Raw genomic sequence first — 18,717 nt, 5'->3', positions numbered from 1 at the left:
AAGATCTCAGCCTCGTTTCGCTCGATAGCTCGTACAGTGTCAGTCGATGTACTCAAACAACTTCACAATCTTCTGCACCCCGGAAACACCCTGCACCAGATTGGTCGCCTGAGCCGCTTCCTGTTTGGTCAGCAGGCCCAGCAAGTAAACGATACCGTTCTCGGTGACAACCTTGATGCGCGAGCCCGGAATGTTCGGATCTGTGAGCATCTGGGTCTTGATCTTGGAGGTCAGCCAGGTGTCGTTCTGGCGGGCAAGGAAGCCAGAGGGCGGCAGCACCTGCAGTTCGTTATGTACCGTCTTCACGCGCTGGACAGCGGCGGCGGCCTGTTCGGCCTTGGCCTTGAGATCTGCGCGTGGGGTTTGGCCGGCGAGCAGCACGACACCGTTGAAGCTGGTGACGACAATGTGCGAATCGTTGTCCAGGGCTGGATCGGCCTTGGCGATGTTCACGCCGACCTTGGTGTCGATCAGAGAGTCGTCGATCTTGCTGCCCAAGGTGCGCGTGCCGCGGTCATCATCGATCGGTGCTTCACGGCTGGCGTTAACCACCGAGGTGCAGCCGCTGATGCCAAGGCACAGAGTCAAGGCCAGTAGGCCTAGGCGATTAGGGGTCATTCTTCACTCCCGAACAGTTGGCTGTCGATCAAGTCGCAAAGGCAATGGATCGCCAGCAGGTGGACTTCCTGAATACGTGCGGTGACGTTGGCCGGTACGCGAATCTCGACGTCCTCGGGCAACAGCAGCGACGCCATGCCGCCGCCATCGCGACCGGTCAATGCTACGACAATCATTTCGCGATCATGTGCGGCCTGGATCGCTTGAATTATGTTTGCCGAGTTGCCGCTGGTGGAAATCGCCAGCAATACGTCGCCCGGCTGGCCGAGCGCGCGGATTTGCTTGGAGAAGATTTCGTTGTAGCTGTAGTCGTTGGCGATCGAGGTGATCGTCGAACTGTCGGTGGTCAGCGCAATAGCCGGCAGGCTCGGGCGCTCGCGTTCGAAGCGGTTGAGCAGCTCGGACGAGAAATGCTGGGCGTCGCCGGCGGAGCCGCCGTTGCCGCAGGACAGCATTTTGCCTTCGTTGAGCAGGGCGTTGACCATCACCTGGCTGGCTTGCTCGATGTGCGGTGCAAGTACGTCCATCGCCATTTGCTTGGTGTCGATACTGGCCTGAAAAAGCTGGCGAATTCGGGATTGCATGTCCATCTGTGTGACCTTAATTAGCGCGGCTACTCGGCACATGAATGTGCAGCCCGCAAAGCAAAGAGCAAAATTGTTGGGTGAAAGTGTCCGTTTCGGGACGCACGCGATCAGCTGTCGAAGGCATTCTGCAGCCAGTTCAACTGATCGTGGTTGCTGTCGATGGCGACCACGTCGAAACGGCAAGGGGAATTGGCCCAACGCGACTCGCGCTGAAGATAATACTGCGCGGCAACAATCAGTTTCTGCCGTTTGCGCTCATCGATGCTATCGAGCGCGCCACCCCATTGAGTGTTTTTTCTGTAGCGAACTTCAACGAATACTACTGTATCGCCATCAAGCATGACCAGATCAAGCTCGCCGCGTTTACATAACCAGTTCTGCGCCAGCAGGCGCAGACCCTGTTGTTGAAGATGCTCGAGCGCGTGGCGCTCGGCATCTTTACCGCTTTGCTGGCGTGACCTGTCAGGCATCAGCGCGGGGTGTCCGGCAGGCGTTGAACCTGGCCGTTGACGAACTGGGCCCATGGCAACTGGCGCACCACGCGTTGGTTCTGAGTCATGCCCAGGCTGCCCGATTGGCCTTCGATGCGGCTGTCCGGCAGTGCCTTGAGTTGCCCCAGGCGTGGAGCCAGGCGATAGGCATCGACGCCCATCGCATACAGGCGGCCCAGGCTGCCGCCGGCTTGTGGCCATTGTGCAGTCACTTGTTTGCGCAGTGGATCATTGGCATCCAGCAGCCATGGGGTTTCGCAGAAACGAACGCCATTCATGTCGTTGTACTGGTTGGCGTCGCCGCTGGCGCTGAACACGTGGGACGTGGCGTACACCGGCACATCGCCAGCGTACTGGAAGTTCAAGGTCGGCTTGATCTGCTGGGCCTGCTGAGGTGTGGCGGCCAGGAAGATGAACTCGATGTCCTGGCGGCGCGACGGCTGGGCGGCTACCTGCGAGCCAACAGTGCTTTGCAGGCTCTTGGCGCGGCCTTCGCTCTGGCGCAGCTGGAACATGTCGGCAATCTGCTGGGCCAGTTGCACTGGCTGGTCTACACGTTCGGTGGCAATGATGCTGCCGCCGTTGGCTTGCCAATCCTGGCTGAACGCTCTCAGTACGCGATCGCCCCATTCGCCTTTCGGCACCATGATGGCGGCGCGATGCAGGCCGTCGGCGCGAGCGCGACGGGACACTTCGCGCGCTTCGTCTTCAGCGGCAAGACCGAACTGGAACAGCTGCGCCGGGCCTTGTTCGCCTTCGCTGTAATTCAGCGCCAGGGTCGTGATCGGCAGCTGCGGACGAGCGCTGAGCTGTTTGACCAGCGGCTTTTCCAGCGGCCCGACGACCAGTTGCACGCCATCGGCCTGAGCCTTGCGATAGAACTCGTCGAGGGAGGTCAGGCGCGAGCTGTCATAGAACTCGATGGCTGGCGGTTTCTGACCGGCTTGTTGAGCCTGGTAATGGGCCGCCATGAAACCTTCGCGAAGCGCTTTGCCGACCGTTGCCAGCGGGCCGTCTTGCGGCAATAGCAGGGCGATCTTGCTCAGGGGCTGGCTGGCCAGTTCCTTGAGCCTGGTCAGTGGCAGGGGCAACTGGGCGGCGGCCGGGTGTTTAGGGTTCTGGGCGCGCCAGGTGTCGATCGCGGCTTGCTGCTGCTCCAGGGTGCCAGCGGTTTTCACCGCCAGCGCCAGGCCCATCCAGCCACCGAGGTCGTCGTTGGTGGTCGGTTGCAGTTGATCGGTTGGCAGCGAGGCGATCAGGGTCCAGATCGCTTCGTGGTTTTTGCTTGCCGCTTCACCGCTCAGCATCGGCGCGATGAAAATACGCTCCCGTGCGGCGGCGAGGGTCTGGCCATCGGCTTCAAGGGCGCGGGCATGCACGGTGCCAGTGCGAACCTGTTGTTCGACAGGCAATTCGCCCAGGCGCTGCAGGCTCGGGTGGCTCAAGGCCGTCAGCGCAGCTTTCGGCTGATTGCGCGTCATGGCCAGTTCAGCCGCCAGGGTGCTGGCAAATACCTGTTGGCCAGGCTTGAGTTGTTCGACCGGCACTTGTTGCAGGATTTGCGCGGACTGGCCGGCATTGCCCTGGCGATAAGCCAGGTCTGCCGCACTCAAGCGAAGCAGGGCAGCTTGCTCCGGTGTTTTGCTTTTGGCGGCCTGATCGAGCAGTTGCTCGATGCTGGCATCCGGGGTCCGTGGAAGTTCGCCAAGGCTGGAAGAGGGCGAGCTGGCGCAAGCCGCCAGCAAGGCAGCGAGGCAGAGGGCAGTGAACAGCCGCAGGCAAGCGATCATGTAGTGTTCCTGATACTCGATCAAATTAGCGTGGAATTGTACCCAAGCACTGGCCGGGGCGCGATGTTGCTGGCGTGAATCGATCAATTTAGCTCGTACAAATGTTGCAGCACTGCACAAATGGCTGAAAAAACCGGGCTTGCTTGCGCGTATCGAAAGCATCGCTACGCGCTACAATGGCGGCTTTTACCGATCATGAGGTGTGCGCTTTGACTGCTCCAGGTGCTTTGAATTCCGCTGCTGGCTCGCTTTATGTGGTGGCGACGCCCATCGGCAACCTGGACGACATCAGTGCGCGCGCGCTGAAGATCCTGCGCGAAGTGGCCTTGATCGCCGCCGAAGACACGCGTCACTCCCAGCGATTGATGCAGCACTTCGGCATTCCTACGCCGCTGGCAGCCTGCCATGAACACAATGAGCGGGATGAAGGTAGCCGCTTTATTACCCGCCTGCTCGCTGGCGACGATGTGGCGCTGATTTCCGATGCCGGGACGCCGCTGATTTCCGATCCGGGTTATCACCTGGTGCGTCAGGCTCGCGCGGCGGGAATCAACGTGGTGCCGGTTCCGGGCGCCTGTGCATTGATCGCGGCGCTGTCGGCGGCGGGTCTGCCTTCGGATCGTTTTATCTTCGAAGGCTTCCTGCCGGCGAAGGCTGTCGGTCGTCGTGCCCGTCTTGAACTGCTTAAAGAAGAGCCGCGTACGCTGATTTTCTACGAGGCCCCACACCGCATCCTTGAATGCCTGCAAGACATGGAGCTGGTTTTTGGCCCGGAGCGTCCGGCGTTGCTGGCGCGGGAGCTGACCAAAACCTTCGAAACCCTCAAAGGCCTGCCCTTGGCCGAGCTGCGCGAGTTCGTCGAGTCGGACAGCAATCAGCAGCGCGGTGAGTGCGTGGTGCTGGTCGCGGGCTGGTCGGCCCCCGAAACCGAGGACGCCGTCAGCAGCGAAGCCATGCGCATTCTCAATCTGTTGCTCGAAGAGATGCCGCTCAAGCGTGCCGCAGCCTTGGCGGCGCAAATTACCGGCGAGCGCAAGAATGTTCTGTATCAGGTGGCGCTGGATAAACAGAAGGGCGAGTAAAACCCGACGTGCAGGCGTGGCTGAAGGCGTTTAACGCTTGTTCTTCGGCCGCTCTGCCGTTAACCTTCGCGGCGGAGAGTCGATCGGACAGTCGCTGCCTTCTATGAAAATTAGGGGGGGGAGGAAAGTCCGGGCTCCATAGGGCGAAGTGCCAGGTAATGCCTGGGAGGCGTGAGCCTACGGAAAGTGCCACAGAAAATAACCGCCTAAGCGCTTCGGCGCCGGTAAGGGTGAAAAGGTGCGGTAAGAGCGCACCGCACGTCTGGCAACAGTTCGTGGCTAGGTAAACCCCACTTGGAGCAAGACCAAATAGGGTCCCAAGGCGTGGCCCGCGCTGGGACCGGGTAGGTTGCTAAAGATGTCCAGTGATGGCCATCGTAGACGAATGACTGTTCAAGACAGAACCCGGCTTACAGATCGACTCTCCACCTTTTTTCCTCCCTGCTTGAATCATTGAGCAGGGCGCTCGTAATGGCAGTTTCCCTCCTTGCATAATCCATCGCATATCCTCTTTTGTAATACCGAAAAAATCTTACTCTTAACAAACTACTTTAACTTCTGAGTGCAGCCTCCAGTGCTGATTCAAGTTATTGGACAGATTCATCCGCCAGATTCTCGTTACCCCTCCTAATACGCTCCTAAATCTCAGTTCTGTAAGGGTTTTCCTTTAATCCGCGCCTTGACGGTGCGGTGGCCGCATTCCTATAGTGTGCGCAAGTGGCGGAAAGTGGCATGAAGTGGGTTTTTTGAACGCAAAACGCTAATATTTGGAGAAACGCTGACGTGTTTCGCGGAGCTAACGCTATCAGTCTCGACGCAAAGGGCCGTCTCGCCATGCCGAGCCGGTACCGTGACGAGCTCGTTTCGCGTAGTTCCGGACAGCTAATCGTCACAATTGACGCCGTTGATCCGTGTTTGTGTGTTTACCCCCTCGATGAGTGGGAAATTATTGAAACCAAACTGCGCGCACTGCCTTCGCTTCGCGAAGAGAACCGCCGCCTGCAACGTTTACTGATTGGTAATGCCGTCGACCTCGAGCTCGATGGCAGTGGTCGTTTTCTGGTTCCACCGCGTCTTCGTGAATATGCCCGATTGGACAAGCGCGCGATGCTGGTAGGCCAACTGAACAAGTTCCAATTGTGGGACGAGGATGCCTGGGATGCGGTTTCTGCCGCTGACCTGGCTGCTATTCAACAACCGGGCGCCATGCCTGATGAACTGCGTGATTTGATCCTGTGACTATTGATAGCGGCTTTAACCACATCACCGTACTGCTTGACGAAGCCGTCGAGGCTCTCGCCGTACGTCCTGATGGCTGCTATCTGGACGGCACGTTCGGGCGCGGCGGACACAGTCGGTTGATCCTCAGCAAGCTGGGTCCCGATGGTCGAGTGCTCGGATTTGATAAAGATCCTCAAGCGATTGCCACCGGGCAAGCGCTAGCGGCCGAAGACGGCCGCTTTGTCGTTGTGCAGCGCAGCTTTGCCGAGCTCGGTTCGGAAGTGGTCGAGCGCGGTCTGGCCGGCAAGGTCAGCGGCGTTTTGCTTGACCTGGGCGTGTCCTCGCCACAGCTCGACGACCCTGAGCGCGGCTTCAGTTTCCTCAACGATGGTCCGCTGGACATGCGTATGGACCCGTCCCGCGGGATTAGCGCCGCCGAGTTCGTCAACACCGCGCCGGTGGAAGAAATCGCCCGGGTATTCAAGGAATACGGCGAAGAACGTTTCTCCGGCCGCATGGCGCGTGCCGTGGCCGAGCGTCGCGACATCAAGCCGTTCGAGCGCACCGGCGACCTGGCTGAAGTCCTGAAAGTCGCCAACCCGGCGTGGGAAAAGGGCAAGAACCCGGCGACTCGTGCGTTCCAGGGTCTGCGTATCCACGTCAACAACGAACTGGGCGATCTGGAAGCCGGCCTCGAAGCCGCGCTGGAATGCCTGGAAATCGGCGGTCGTCTGGTCGTCATCAGCTTCCATTCGCTGGAAGACCGCATCGTCAAACTGTTCATGCGCAAGCTGGTGAAAGGCGAAGCCGACAACCTGCCGCGCAATCTGCCGGTGCGTCACGTCGCTTTCGAACCGAAAATCAAAGTCCATGGCAAAGCGCAGTCCGCCTCCGAGGCCGAACTCAAAGCCAACCCACGTTCCCGTAGCGCCGTCATGCGCGTCGCGGAGAAGCTGCGGTGAGCAAGCTTTTCGCCAAGCCACTGCCCGGCGGAAGCTTTTTCATGCTGCTGCTGTTCGTGGGCGTGCTTGTGTCGGCCATCGGCGTGTCATACAGCGCCCACTGGAACCGTCAGCTGTTGAACTCGCTGTACAGCGAGTTGAGCGTGCGCGACAAGGCGCAGGCGGAATGGGGTCGGCTGATTCTCGAGCAGAGCACCTGGACCGCCCACAGCCGCATCGAAGTCCTGGCCACCGAGCAACTGAAGATGCACATCCCCGGCGCGGCTGACGTGCAGATGGTGGCGCCATGATGAAACTCGAAGGCGCAATGTTCCCATGGCGTTTTCGCCTGGTGGTGGGTTTGCTCGGCGTCATGGTCGCGGCGATTTGCTGGCGCATCATTGACCTGCAAGTGGTCGACCGTGCCTTCCTGAAAGGTCAGGGCGACGCACGCAGCGTTCGTCACATCCCGATTCCGGCTCACCGTGGTCTGATTACCGACCGTAACGGCGAGCCATTGGCCGTCAGTACCCCGGTCACCACTCTGTGGGCCAACGCCAAGGAAATGCAGCTGGCCAAAGAGAAGTGGCCCGCACTGGCGGCCGCGTTGGGTCAGGATCCGAAAGCCCTGGCCGAACGTCTCGAAGCCCAGGCCAACAAAGAATTCATTTATCTGGTGCGCGGGCTGACGCCTGAGCAAGGCCAGTCCGTGCTCGACCTGAAAGTACCGGGCGTCTACGGCATTGAAGAATTTCGCCGTTTCTACCCGGCTGGCGAAGTGACCGCGCACATGGTGGGCTTTACCGACATCGATGACCACGGTCGTGAAGGTGTCGAACTGGCTTATGACGAATGGCTCGCCGGGGTCCCCGGCAAGCGACAGGTCATCAAGGACCGGCGCGGGCGACTTATCAAAGATGTTCAGGTGACCAAAAACGCCAAGGCCGGCAAGCCCTTGGCGTTGTCCATTGACCTGCGTCTGCAATACCTGGCCAACCGCGAACTGCGCAACGCGATCATCGAGAACGGCGCCAAGGCCGGCAGCCTGGTGATCATGGACGTGAAGACTGGCGAGATCCTCGCCATGGTCAACCAGCCGACCTATAACCCGAACAACCGTCGCAACCTGCAGCCGGCGATGATGCGTAACCGCGCGATGATCGACGTGTTCGAACCGGGTTCGACCATGAAAGCGATTTCCATGAGCGCTGCGATCGAAACCGGCCGCTGGAAACCGACCGACACCGTCGAGGTGTATCCGGGCACCTTGCAGATTGGCAAGTACACCATCAAGGACGTCTCCAAGAGTGAAGGTCCGGTGCTCGACCTGACCGGCATTCTGATCAACTCCAGTAACGTCGGCATGAGTAAGGTCGCATTCGATATCGGCGGCGAAACCATTTTCCGTCTGGCACAGAAAGTCGGCCTCGGCCAGGACACGGGCCTCGGCTTCCCGGGCGAGCGCGTGGGCAACCTGCCGAACTACCGCGAATGGCGCAAGGCTGAAACCGCGACGCTGTCCTACGGCTACGGTATTTCCGTGACTGCGATCCAGTTGGTCCATGCCTTCTCGGCCCTGGCCAACAACGGTCGCCTCGCGCCACTGACCCTGATCAAGACCGACAAGGCGCCGCAAACCACGCAAGTGTTGCCGGAAGCGGTCGCGAAAACCATGCAGACCATGCTGCAACAAGTGATCGAGGCCCCGCGCGGTGTATTCCGTGCGCAGGTGCCGGCGTATCACGTGGGTGGCAAGTCCGGTACCGCACGTAAAACGTCGGTCGGCACCAAAGGCTACGCCGAGAATTCCTACCGCTCGTTGTTCGCCGGCTTCGGCCCGATGAGCGATCCGCGTTACGCCATCGTGGTGGTGATCGATGAACCGACCAAGGCCGGTTACTTCGGGGGCCTGGTATCGGCGCCGGTGTTCAGCAAAGTGATGTCCGGGACGTTGCGCCTGATGAACATCACGCCGGACAACCTGCCACCGGTTCAACAGGCCAACGCAACACCGGTCGTTCCGCTGAAAGCCAATGGAGGGCGCGGCTGATGTCTCTGAGTCTGAACAAGATTTTCGCCCACGCCGGCCGCGATCTGTTGATCCGTGAATTGGCACTGGACAGCCGCAACGTACGGGCAGGCGACCTGTTTCTTGCCGTCCCCGGCGGCAAGTTCGACGGTCGCGCGCACATCACCGACGCCTTGCAGCGTGGTGCGGCGGCCGTGGCTTATGAAGTCGAAGGCGCAACTGTATTGCCGATCACCGATGTGCCGATGATTCCGGTGAAAGGCCTGGCGGCGCAGCTGTCGGACATCGCCGGGCGTTTTTACGGTGACCCGAGCCGCCACCTGAACCTGGTCGGCGTGACCGGCACCAACGGCAAAACCAGTGTGACCCAGTTGGTGGCGCAAGCGCTGGACTTGCTCGGTCAACACTGCGGCATCGTCGGCACATTGGGCTCGGGTTTCTACGGCGCGCTGGAAAGCGGCCTGCACACCACACCGAATCCGATCGCGGTGCAGGCAACCCTGGCTGACCTGAAAAAGGCCGGTGCCAAAGCCGTGGCCATGGAAGTGTCGTCCCACGGTCTGGATCAGGGGCGTGTCACCGCGTTGGCGTTTGATGTGGCGGTGATGACCAACCTGTCCCGCGATCATCTGGATTACCACGGCACCATGGAAGCCTACGGCGAAGCCAAGGCCAGGTTGTTTGCCTGGAACGATCTGAAATGCCGGGTGGTTAACCTCGACGACGATTTCGGTCGGCAACTGGCTGCCGAAAAACGCGAATCGCGCTTGATCACCTACAGCCTGCTCGACAGCAGCGCTTACCTGTATTGCCGCGAAGCACAGTTCGACGACGAAGGCGTGCGCGCGACCTTGGTTACACCGCAAGGCGAGCACCATCTGCGCAGCACCTTGCTCGGTCGCTTCAACCTGAGCAACGTCTTGGCTGCGGTCGGCGCCTTGCTCGGTCTGGACTATGCGCTGGACGAAATTCTCAAGGTCCTGCCAAAACTCGAAGGCCCTGCCGGACGCATGCAGCGTCTGGGCGGCGGTACTCAGCCGTTGGTGGTGGTCGATTACGCCCACACCCCGGATGCGCTGGAAAAAGTATTGATGGCCCTGCGCCCGCACGCCAAAGGCCGCTTGTTGTGCCTGTTCGGTTGCGGCGGTGATCGCGATCGCGGCAAGCGTCCGCTGATGGCCGAAGTGGTCGAGCGTCTGGCCGATGGCGTGCTGGTGACCGATGACAATCCGCGCACCGAAGATCCGGCCGTGATTTTCGATGACATCCGCGCCGGATTCACCGATGTGGACAAAGTTACTTTCGTCGCCGGTCGTGGTCAGGCGATTGCCCAGTTGATCGCTAGCGCCTCGGTGGATGACGTGATTGTCCTGGCCGGTAAAGGTCACGAGGACTATCAGGAAATCAACGGTCAGCGCCACGACTTCTCTGATCTGGTCGAAGCGGATCACGCGTTGACCGCGTGGGAGGTGGCCCATGCTTAAACCCCTGAAACTGAGCGAACTGACCCGCGCACTGAATGGCCGATTGATCCTCGCCGATGCCACGTTCGAGGGTGTCAGCATCGACAGCCGTGCGATCAAACCGGGTCAGCTGTTCATTGCCCTGACCGGTCCGCGCTTCGACGGTCATGATTATCTGAACGACGTTGCCAGCAAAGGCGCCGTCGGTGCCCTGGTCGAGCGCGAAGTCGCCGACAGCGCGCTGCCGCAATTGCTGGTCAAGGACACCCGTCAGGCGCTGGGTCAATTGGGCGCGATGAATCGTGCGGCGTTTACCCATCCGGTTGCCGCCATCACGGGCTCCAGCGGCAAGACCACGGTCAAGGAAATGCTCGCGAGCATCCTGCGCACGCGCGGTCCTGTGCTGGCGACCCGCGGCAACCTGAACAACGACCTCGGCGTGCCGCTGACCTTGCTCGAACTCGCGCCGGAACATACTGCGGCCGTGATCGAACTGGGTGCTTCGCGTCTTGGCGAAATCGCCTACACCGTCGGCATGACCAAACCCCATGTGGCCGTGCTCAACAATGCCGGAACCGCCCACGTCGGCGAGTTCGGCGGGCCGGAAAAAATCGTTGAAGCCAAGGGCGAGATTATTGAAGGACTGGCGGCCGATGGCGTCGCGGTGCTCAATCTTGACGACAAGGCCTTCGAGATCTGGAAGACCCGCGCCGCCGGTCGCAAAGTCCTGACCTTCGCCCTGAGCAACGTCAGCGCCGACTTCTACGCCAGCGACCTGGACCGCGACGCTCGCGGTTGCCCGGCGTTCAACCTGCACAGTCCTGACGGTGTGGAGCGCGTTCAACTGAACCTGCTCGGCACCCATAACGTTGCCAATGCCATGGCCGCCGCCGCTGCCGCGCATGCCCTGGGCGTGTCGCTGTTCGGTATCGCCACCGGCCTTGGCGCCGTGCAGCCGGTCAAGGGCCGCACCGTTGCGCAACTGGCCACCAATGGCATGCGCGTGATCGATGACACCTACAACGCGAACCCCACCTCCATGTGCGCTGCCGTTGATATACTCGCCGGCTTTTCCGGTCGCACCGTTCTGGTGCTCGGGGATATCGGCGAGTTGGGCGACTGGGCGGAGCAGGGGCACCGCGACGTGGGCGAGTACGCCCGTGGCAAGGTTTCCGCACTTTACGCGGTCGGGCCCATGATGACCCACGCCGTGAAGGCTTTCGGCGAGCAGGCTTTTCACTTCAGTGCCCAAGCTGAACTGATCAAGGCCCTCGGCGCCGAGCAAGACACAAACACCACCATTTTGATCAAGGGCTCGCGCAGCGCTGCGATGGAAAACATCGTCGCCGCTTTGTGCGGGTCCAGCCTGGAGAAACATTGATGCTGCTGCTGTTAGCGGAGTACCTGCAACAGTTCTACAAAGGCTTCGCGGTCTTCCAGTACCTGACCCTGCGCGGGATTCTCGGTGTGCTGACCGCGCTGGTCCTGTCGCTGTGCTACGGCCCGTGGATGATCCGCACGTTGCAGAACCGCCAGATCGGTCAGTCCGTTCGTAACGACGGTCCACAATCGCACCTGTCCAAATCCGGCACGCCGACCATGGGTGGCGCACTGATCCTGTCGTCGATCGGGGTGAGCACCTTGCTCTGGGCTGACCTGAGCAACCGCTATGTGTGGACCGTGTTGCTGGTCACGTTGCTGTTCGGTGCCATCGGCTGGGTTGATGACTATCGCAAGGTGATCGAGAAGAACTCCAAAGGCTTGCCAAGCCGCTGGAAATACTTCTGGCAGTCGGTGTTCGGCCTGGGCGCGGCGATCTTCCTTTATATGACCGCTGCGACGCCGGTCGAAACCACCCTGATCCTGCCGATGCTCAAGGACTACAGCATTCCGCTGGGCGCCGGCTTCATCGTCCTGACCTATTTCGTGATCGTCGGCTCGAGCAACGCGGTCAACCTGACCGACGGCCTCGATGGCCTGGCGATCATGCCGACCGTGATGGTCGGCGGTGGCCTGGGCATTTTCTGCTACCTGTCGGGTAACGTGAAATTCGCTGAATACCTGCTGATCCCGTACGTACCGGGCGCCGGTGAGTTGATCGTGTTCTGCGGTGCGCTGATCGGTGCGGGCCTTGGCTTCCTCTGGTTCAACACCTATCCGGCACAAGTCTTCATGGGCGACGTCGGCGCACTGGCGCTGGGCGCAGCCCTGGGCACCATCGCGGTGATCGTCCGCCAGGAAATCGTCCTGTTCATCATGGGCGGTGTGTTCGTGATGGAAACCCTGTCGGTGGTCATCCAGGTCGCATCCTTCAAGTTGACCGGTCGCCGCGTGTTCCGCATGGCGCCGATTCACCACCACTTTGAACTCAAGGGCTGGCCCGAACCACGCGTGATCGTCCGTTTCTGGATCATCACCGTGATTCTCGTACTGGTCGGCCTTGCCACCCTGAAGCTGAGGTAGAACGAGTGTCTCTGATCGCTTCTGACCACTTCCGCATCGTTGTCGGCCTCGGCAAGAGCGGCATGTCCCTGGTTCGCTTCCTGGCGAACCGGGGCACGTCGTTTGCTGTCGCCGATACGCGGGAAAATCCACCGGAACTGGCCACGCTCAAGCGTGACTATCCGCACGTGGAAGTGCGTTGTGGCGAGCTGGACGTCGAATTCCTGTGCCGTGCCGACGAACTCTACGTGAGCCCCGGCCTGGCGCTGGCGACCCCGGCCCTGCAGGCCGCTGCTGCCCGTGGCGTGAAACTGTCCGGTGACATCGAGCTGTTCGCGCGTAATGCGAAGGCGCCGATTGTCGCCATCAGCGGTTCCAACGCGAAAAGCACCGTCACCACCCTGGTGGGCGAGATGGCGGCTGCGGCGGGTAAGCGTGTCGCCGTCGGCGGCAATCTTGGCACCCCGGCGCTGGACCTGCTTCGCGATGACGTCGAGCTGTACGTGATGGAGTTGTCGAGCTTCCAGCTCGAAACCACTGACCAACTCAACGCCGAAGTGGCGACTGTGCTCAACATCAGCGAAGACCACATGGACCGCTACAGCGGTCTGCCGGCCTATCACCTGGCCAAGCACCGGATCTTCCGCGGCGCCAAACAGTTTGTGGTCAATCGTCAGGACGCGCTGACCCGTCCATTGATTGGCGAAGGCCAGCCTTGCTGGACCTTCGGTTTGGGCAAGCCTGATTTCAAGGCCTTTGGTATCCGGGAGGAGCACGGCGAGAAGTACCTGGCCTTCGAATTCCAGAACCTGATGCCGGTGCGCGAGTTGAAAATTCGCGGTGCCCACAACCAGTCCAATGCCCTGGCGGCCTTGGCCCTTGGCCACGCGGTCGGGCTGCCGTTCGACGCCATGCTGTCGAGCCTGCGCACGTTCGCCGGGCTTGAGCATCGCTGCCAGTGGGTTCGTGACCTCGATGGCGTGGGCTACTACAACGATTCCAAGGCCACCAACGTTGGCGCCGCACTGGCTGCCATCGAAGGCCTGGGCGCGGACATCGACGGCAAGGTCGTGCTGATCGCCGGTGGCGACGGCAAGGGCGCCGAGTTCAATGATCTGCGTGATCCGGTGGCGGCCAACTGCCGCGCCGTGATCCTGATGGGCCGCGACTCCGACAAGATCGGCGAGGCCATTGGCGACGCCGTGCCGCTGATCCGCGTCGGTTCGCTGGTCGATGCGGTGGAGCAATGCCGGGCCGTAGCACAACCGGGCGACGTGGTGCTGTTGTCGCCGGCCTGCGCCAGTTTCGACATGTTCAAGAATTACGAAGACCGTGGTCACCAGTTCGTCCGCGCCGTGGAGGATCTGGCATGAGCCTGCTCAACATCATCAAGCCGTACCCTTCACCGCTCATTACCGGGCGCGGCATCGATCTCGACTTCCCGATGCTCGCCGGTTGCCTGGCCTTGCTCGGCCTCGGTCTGGTGATGATTGCATCGGCCTCGACCGAAGTGGCGGCCGTGCAGTCGGGCAGTGCCTTGTACTACATGATTCGCCACCTGATCTACGTGGTGCTGGGCCTGGGTGCCTGCATCGTCACCATGATGATTCCGATCGCCACCTGGCAGCGCCTGGGCTGGCTGATGCTGATTGGTGCGTTCGGTTTGCTGGTGATGGTGATCATTCCGGGGATCGGCCGTGAAGTGAACGGGTCGATGCGCTGGATCGGTTTCAGTTTCTTCAACGTTCAGCCTTCCGAGATCGCCAAGGTATTCGTGGTGATCTACCTCGCCGGTTATCTGGTGCGTCGCCAGAAAGAAGTGCGTGAAAGCTGGATGGGATTCTTCAAGCCGTTCATCGTGCTGCTGCCGATGGCGGGGCTGTTGCTGATGGAGCCGGACTTCGGTGCCACCGTCGTGATGATGGGCGCTGCGGCGGCGATGCTGTTCCTCGGCGGGGTCGGGCTGTTCCGTTTTTCCTTGATGGTGGTTCTGGCGGTCGCGGCGGTGGTGCTGCTGATTCAGGTACAGCCGTATCGAATGGCGCGTCTGACCAACTTTGCCGATCCGTGGGCTGACCAGTTCGGTGCCGGTTATCAGTTATCGCAGGCATTGATCGCGTTTGGTCGTGGCGAATGGCTGGGCGTGGGCCTGGGCAACAGCGTGCAGAAACAGTTCTACCTGCCGGAAGCCCACACCGACTTCGTGTTTTCGGTCCTGGCCGAAGAACTGGGTGCCGTAGGTTCCTTGTGCACGGTCGCGCTATTCGTCTTCGTTTGTATTCGCGGCATGTACATCGGGTATTGGGCCGAGAAGGCCAAGCAATTCTTTGCCGCTTACATCGCGTATGGCCTGTCGTTCCTGTGGATTGGTCAGTTCCTGATCAACATCGGGGTGAACGTCGGCCTGCTGCCGACCAAGGGCCTGACCTTGCCGTTCCTCAGTTATGGCGGCAGTTCGTTGGTGATCTGCTGTGCCTGTCTCGGCTTGTTGCTGCGCATCGAGTGGGAAAGTCGAACCCATCTGGGCAGCGAAGAGATGGAGTTTCATGAGAGCGACTTCGCCGAGGAGTCGACCCATGGGCGCTAACGTTCTGATCATGGCGGGCGGCACCGGTGGCCACGTGTTCCCGGCGCTGGCCTGCGCTCGCGAATTCCAGGCCCGCGGCTACACCGTGCATTGGCTCGGGACGCCGCGTGGCATCGAGAACGATCTGGTGCCGCTGGCCGGTATCGAGCTGCATCGGATCAATGCCAGCGGTCTGCGCGGCAAGGGCAAATTGTCCCTGCTCAAGGCACCGTTGATGTTGCTCAAGTCCGTCTGGCAGGCGCGGGCGATCATTCGCCAGCTGCGTCCGGTGTGCGTGGTCGGCTTTGGTGGTTATGTGACCGGTCCTGGCGGTGTTGCAGCCAAACTGGCTGGTGTGCCGGTGATCGTTCACGAACAGAACGCGGTGGCAGGTACCGCCAATCGGTTGCTGGTGCCGTTGGCCGCCCGAGTCTGTGAAGCGTTCCCCGACACCTTTACCCTGTCGGACAGCCGACGGACCACCGGTAATCCGGTGCGCACCGAGCTGTTCCTCGACACACCGCGACCCGGCCTGGCCGGTCGCAAGGCGCGTTTGCTGATCCTGGGCGGAAGCCTGGGCGCAGAACCGTTGAACAAGTTGCTGCCTGAAGCCCTGTCGCTCGTCGCCCCCGACCTGCGCCCGGAAGTGTTCCATCAGGCCGGCAAAAACCACGATGAAGTGACTGCAGAGCGCTATCGCGCGGCTGGCGTCGAGGCGCAAGTGCAGCCTTTCATCAAAGACATGGCCCACGCCTATGGCTGGGCCGACCTGGTGGTGTGCCGAGCAGGCGCGCTGACCATCAGTGAACTGGCCGCCGCCGGTCTGCCCTCGATGCTGGTGCCCTTGCCCCACGCGATCGACGATCACCAGACCCGCAACGCCGATTATTTGGCCCGTGAAGGCGCTGCCTTCCTGATGCCGCAAAGAACGACTGGCGCTGCGGATCTTGCCGCACGCCTGACAGAGGTCCTGATGCAACCACAACGACTCACCGACATGGCCACTGCGGCACGCCGCCTGGCCAAACCCGATGCGACCCGTAACGTGGTCGATACCTGCCTGGAGGTGGCCCATGGTTGAGAATCAGAAAGCCATGCCGCAACCGGAAATGCGCCGCATCCGTCGCATCCACTTCGTCGGTATCGGCGGAGTGGGCATGTGCGGGATCGCCGAAGTGTTGCTGAACCTGGGCTATGACGTGTCCGGTTCGGACCTGAAAGCTTCGCCGGTGACCGAACGCCTGGAATCCTTTGGCGCGCAGATTTTCATTGGCCACCGCGCTGAAAACGCTTCCGCCGCCGATGTGCTGGTGGTGTCGAGTGCCGTGAACACCTCCAACCCGGAAGTCGCCACCGCGCTGGAACGCCGCATTCCAGTGGTGCCACGCGCCGAGATGCTGGCCGAGTTGATGCGCTATCGCCACGGCATCGCCGTTGCCGGTACGCACGGCAAAACCACCACCACCAGCCTGATCGCTTCGGTGTTCGCCGCCGGTGGCCTGGACCCGACCTTCGTCATCGGTGGTCGCCTGAATGCCGCGGGCACCAACGCCCAGCTCGGCACCAGCCGCTACCTGATCGCCGAAGCCGACGAAAGCGACGCCAGTTTCCTGCACTTGCAGCCGCTGGTGGCCGTGATCACCAACATCGACGCCGACCACATGGCGACCTACGACGGTGACTTCAATAAACTGAAGAAAACCTTCGTCGAGTTCCTGCACAACCTGCCGTTCTACGGTCTGGCGGTGGTGTGCCTGGACGACCCGGTGGTGCGTGAAATTCTGCCGCAGGTCAAACGTCCAGCCGTCACTTACGGCTTCGGCGATGACTGCGACGTGCGCGCAATCAATGTGCGTCAGCAGGGCATGCAGACTTTCTTCACCGTATTGCGTCCTGACCGCGAGCCGCTGGATGTCTCGGTGAACATGCCGGGCAACCACAACGTGCTGAACGCACTGGCCACCATCTGCATCGCCACTGACGAAGGCGTCAGCGATGAAGCCATCGTCCAGGGCCTGTCCGGCTTCCAGGGTGTTGGCCGACGCTTCCAGGTCTACGGCGAACTGCCGGTCGAAGACGGCAGCGTAATGCTGGTCGACGACTACGGGCACCACCCGACTGAAGTGGCCGCTGTGATCAAGGCCGTGCGCGGTGGCTGGCCGGAGCGCCGCCTGGTGATGGTTTACCAGCCGCACCGTTACAGCCGCACCCGCGACCTCTACGACGATTTCGTCAATGTACTGGCCGACGCCAACGTCCTGTTGCTGATGGAAGTGTATCCGGCCGGTGAAGAGCCGATCCCGGGCGCCGACAGCCGCAAACTGTGCAACAGCATCCGTCAGCGCGGCCAGCTCGACCCGATCTACATCGAGCGCGGTGTCGACCTCGCGCCGGTGGTCAAGCCGCTGCTGCGTGCCGGCGACATTCTGCTGTGTCAGGGCGCCGGTGATATCGGCGGTCTTGCACCGAAACTGTTGAACAGTCCGTTGTTCGCTGGCGCCGTTGCCGCGCCAAGCGTGGGGAAGTTGAAATGACTGCTGCTTACGCCAACCTCGTCTCCACGATCGCGCCGAAAGATTTCGGCCGCGTCGCCGTACTGTTCGGCGGCAAGAGTGCCGAGCGAGAGGTATCCCTGAAGTCGGGTAACGCGGTTCTCGACGCGCTGCAAAGCGCCGGCGTGGACGCGTTCGGTCTCGACGTGGGCGATGACCTGTTGCAGCGTTTGCTCAACGAAAAAATCGACCGCGCCTTCATCATTCTCCACGGTCGTGGCGGTGAAGACGGCAGCATGCAAGGCCTGCTGGAGTGCCTGGGCATTCCGTACACCGGCAGCGGCATTCTGGCTTCGGCATTGGCCATGGACAAGCTGCGCACCAAACAGGTCTGGCACAGCCTCGGCATTCCGACGCCACGCCACGCGGTATTGAGTTCCGAGGCCGATTGTATTTCGGCGGCGACGGAACTGGGCTTCCCTTTGATCGTCAAACCGGCCCATGAAGGTTCAAGTATCGGGATGGCCAAAGTGACCTCCGCGTCCGAGTTGATCGACGCGTGGAAAGCGGCCAGTACCTACGATTCGCAAGTGTTGGTCGAGCAATGGATTCAAGGTCCGGAGTTCACCATCGCCACCCTGCGTGACCAGGTGTTGCCACCCATTGCCCTGGGCACGACGCACAGCTTCTACGACTACGACGCCAAGTACGTGGCTTCCGATACCCAGTACCGGATTCCGTGTGGCCTGGACAGCACCAAGGAAAAAGAATTGATGGACCTCACGGCGAAAGCCTGTGAGGCGCTGGGTATCGCCGGTTGGGGCAGGGCAGACGTGATGCAGGACGCCGACGGGCAGTTCTGGTTCCTCGAGGTCAATACCGCACCGGGCATGACCGATCACAGTCTGGTGCCGATGGCGGCCCGTGCTGCCGGTCTGGATTTCCAGCAGCTGGTTCTGGCGATTCTGGCAGCCAGCATCGAGGCGCGAGGGTAA

17 protein-coding genes and 1 other RNA gene are annotated in these 18,717 nt (G+C 61.1%); 14 read left to right on the top strand and 4 right to left on the bottom strand.

The genetic code is table 11. The annotated features are described in order from the left end of the window. Positions 1-39: 39 nt before the first annotated feature. From ACM1ZW_RS03550 to ACM1ZW_RS03535, 4 genes are all read right to left on the bottom strand, one after another. A complete protein-coding gene (locus ACM1ZW_RS03550; protein ID WP_008025960.1) occupies positions 40-618 on the bottom strand; it encodes a BON domain-containing protein in 579 nt (192 codons plus the stop codon). Further along, positions 615-1,208 carry a phosphoheptose isomerase gene (locus tag ACM1ZW_RS03545; protein WP_008025961.1) on the bottom strand — a complete coding sequence of 198 codons (594 nt, stop codon included), beginning with the start codon at positions 1,206-1,208 and terminating at the stop codon, positions 615-617. The genes ACM1ZW_RS03550 and ACM1ZW_RS03545 overlap by 4 nt, the downstream gene beginning before the upstream one ends. Positions 1,209-1,312: 104 nt before the next feature. Beyond that, positions 1,313-1,675, bottom strand: coding sequence for a YraN family protein (locus ACM1ZW_RS03540; protein WP_416740795.1), 363 nt, complete (start codon positions 1,673-1,675; stop codon positions 1,313-1,315). Further along, positions 1,675-3,486: a penicillin-binding protein activator gene (locus ACM1ZW_RS03535; RefSeq protein ID WP_414884185.1), complete on the bottom strand. Its 1,812-nt coding sequence runs from the start codon at positions 3,484-3,486 to the stop codon at positions 1,675-1,677. The genes ACM1ZW_RS03540 and ACM1ZW_RS03535 overlap by 1 nt, the downstream gene beginning before the upstream one ends. 176 nt (positions 3,487-3,662) lie before the next feature. Here ACM1ZW_RS03535 and rsmI point away from each other — a divergent pair, with 176 nt between their 5' ends. The 14 genes from rsmI (at position 3,663) to ACM1ZW_RS03465 (ending at position 18,717) form a co-directional block, all read left to right on the top strand. Continuing rightward, positions 3,663-4,568 carry a 16S rRNA (cytidine(1402)-2'-O)-methyltransferase gene (gene rsmI, locus ACM1ZW_RS03530; RefSeq protein ID WP_017340693.1) on the top strand — a complete coding sequence of 302 codons (906 nt, stop codon included), beginning with the start codon at positions 3,663-3,665 and terminating at the stop codon, positions 4,566-4,568. 75 nt (positions 4,569-4,643) lie between these two features. Next, positions 4,644-4,997: RNase P RNA component class A (gene rnpB, locus ACM1ZW_RS03525), an RNA gene on the top strand. Between the two features lie 354 nt (positions 4,998-5,351). Then, positions 5,352-5,807 carry a division/cell wall cluster transcriptional repressor MraZ gene (mraZ, locus tag ACM1ZW_RS03520; RefSeq protein WP_008025967.1) on the top strand — a complete coding sequence of 152 codons (456 nt, stop codon included), beginning with the start codon at positions 5,352-5,354 and terminating at the stop codon, positions 5,805-5,807. Beyond that, complete coding sequence (gene rsmH / locus ACM1ZW_RS03515; RefSeq protein WP_017340692.1) at positions 5,804-6,751, top strand: 16S rRNA (cytosine(1402)-N(4))-methyltransferase RsmH; 948 nt, start codon at positions 5,804-5,806, stop codon at positions 6,749-6,751. The genes mraZ and rsmH overlap by 4 nt, the downstream gene beginning before the upstream one ends. After that, positions 6,748-7,041 (top strand): cell division protein FtsL, encoded by a 294-nt coding sequence (gene ftsL, locus ACM1ZW_RS03510; protein ID WP_017340691.1) that lies wholly within the window; start codon positions 6,748-6,750, stop codon positions 7,039-7,041. Before rsmH ends, ftsL begins: the two co-directional genes overlap by 4 nt. Continuing rightward, positions 7,041-8,780, top strand: a complete 1,740-nt coding sequence (locus ACM1ZW_RS03505) for a peptidoglycan D,D-transpeptidase FtsI family protein (RefSeq protein WP_193393040.1) — start codon at positions 7,041-7,043, stop codon at positions 8,778-8,780. Before ftsL ends, ACM1ZW_RS03505 begins: the two co-directional genes overlap by 1 nt. Beyond that, positions 8,780-10,243 carry a UDP-N-acetylmuramoyl-L-alanyl-D-glutamate--2,6-diaminopimelate ligase gene (locus ACM1ZW_RS03500; protein ID WP_017340689.1) on the top strand — a complete coding sequence of 488 codons (1,464 nt, stop codon included), beginning with the start codon at positions 8,780-8,782 and terminating at the stop codon, positions 10,241-10,243. The genes ACM1ZW_RS03505 and ACM1ZW_RS03500 overlap by 1 nt, the downstream gene beginning before the upstream one ends. After that, a complete protein-coding gene (locus ACM1ZW_RS03495) occupies positions 10,236-11,603 on the top strand; it encodes a UDP-N-acetylmuramoyl-tripeptide--D-alanyl-D-alanine ligase (RefSeq protein WP_416740167.1) in 1,368 nt (455 codons plus the stop codon). Before ACM1ZW_RS03500 ends, ACM1ZW_RS03495 begins: the two co-directional genes overlap by 8 nt. Next, a complete protein-coding gene (gene mraY / locus ACM1ZW_RS03490; RefSeq protein WP_008037292.1) occupies positions 11,603-12,685 on the top strand; it encodes a phospho-N-acetylmuramoyl-pentapeptide-transferase in 1,083 nt (360 codons plus the stop codon). Before ACM1ZW_RS03495 ends, mraY begins: the two co-directional genes overlap by 1 nt. A gap of 5 nt (positions 12,686-12,690) precedes the next feature. Next, positions 12,691-14,037: a UDP-N-acetylmuramoyl-L-alanine--D-glutamate ligase gene (murD, locus tag ACM1ZW_RS03485; RefSeq protein ID WP_017340687.1), complete on the top strand. Its 1,347-nt coding sequence runs from the start codon at positions 12,691-12,693 to the stop codon at positions 14,035-14,037. Further along, entirely contained in the window at positions 14,034-15,251 is a 1,218-nt protein-coding gene (gene ftsW / locus ACM1ZW_RS03480; protein ID WP_017340686.1) for a putative lipid II flippase FtsW, read from the top strand. The genes murD and ftsW overlap by 4 nt, the downstream gene beginning before the upstream one ends. Then, positions 15,241-16,311, top strand: coding sequence for an undecaprenyldiphospho-muramoylpentapeptide beta-N-acetylglucosaminyltransferase (murG, locus tag ACM1ZW_RS03475; protein ID WP_416740166.1), 1,071 nt, complete (start codon positions 15,241-15,243; stop codon positions 16,309-16,311). The genes ftsW and murG overlap by 11 nt, the downstream gene beginning before the upstream one ends. Then, positions 16,304-17,764, top strand: coding sequence for a UDP-N-acetylmuramate--L-alanine ligase (gene murC, locus ACM1ZW_RS03470; protein ID WP_416740165.1), 1,461 nt, complete (start codon positions 16,304-16,306; stop codon positions 17,762-17,764). The genes murG and murC overlap by 8 nt, the downstream gene beginning before the upstream one ends. Then, positions 17,761-18,717 (top strand): D-alanine--D-alanine ligase, encoded by a 957-nt coding sequence (locus tag ACM1ZW_RS03465; protein ID WP_017340683.1) that lies wholly within the window; start codon positions 17,761-17,763, stop codon positions 18,715-18,717. The genes murC and ACM1ZW_RS03465 overlap by 4 nt, the downstream gene beginning before the upstream one ends.

This window comes from Pseudomonas sp. NFX71 (genome assembly GCF_048079215.1).
In the GTDB taxonomy this organism is placed as follows: domain Bacteria; phylum Pseudomonadota; class Gammaproteobacteria; order Pseudomonadales; family Pseudomonadaceae; genus Aquipseudomonas; species Aquipseudomonas fluorescens_B.
Note: the sequence above shows the minus strand (reverse complement) of the source record. Positions and strands in the feature narration are given on the sequence as shown.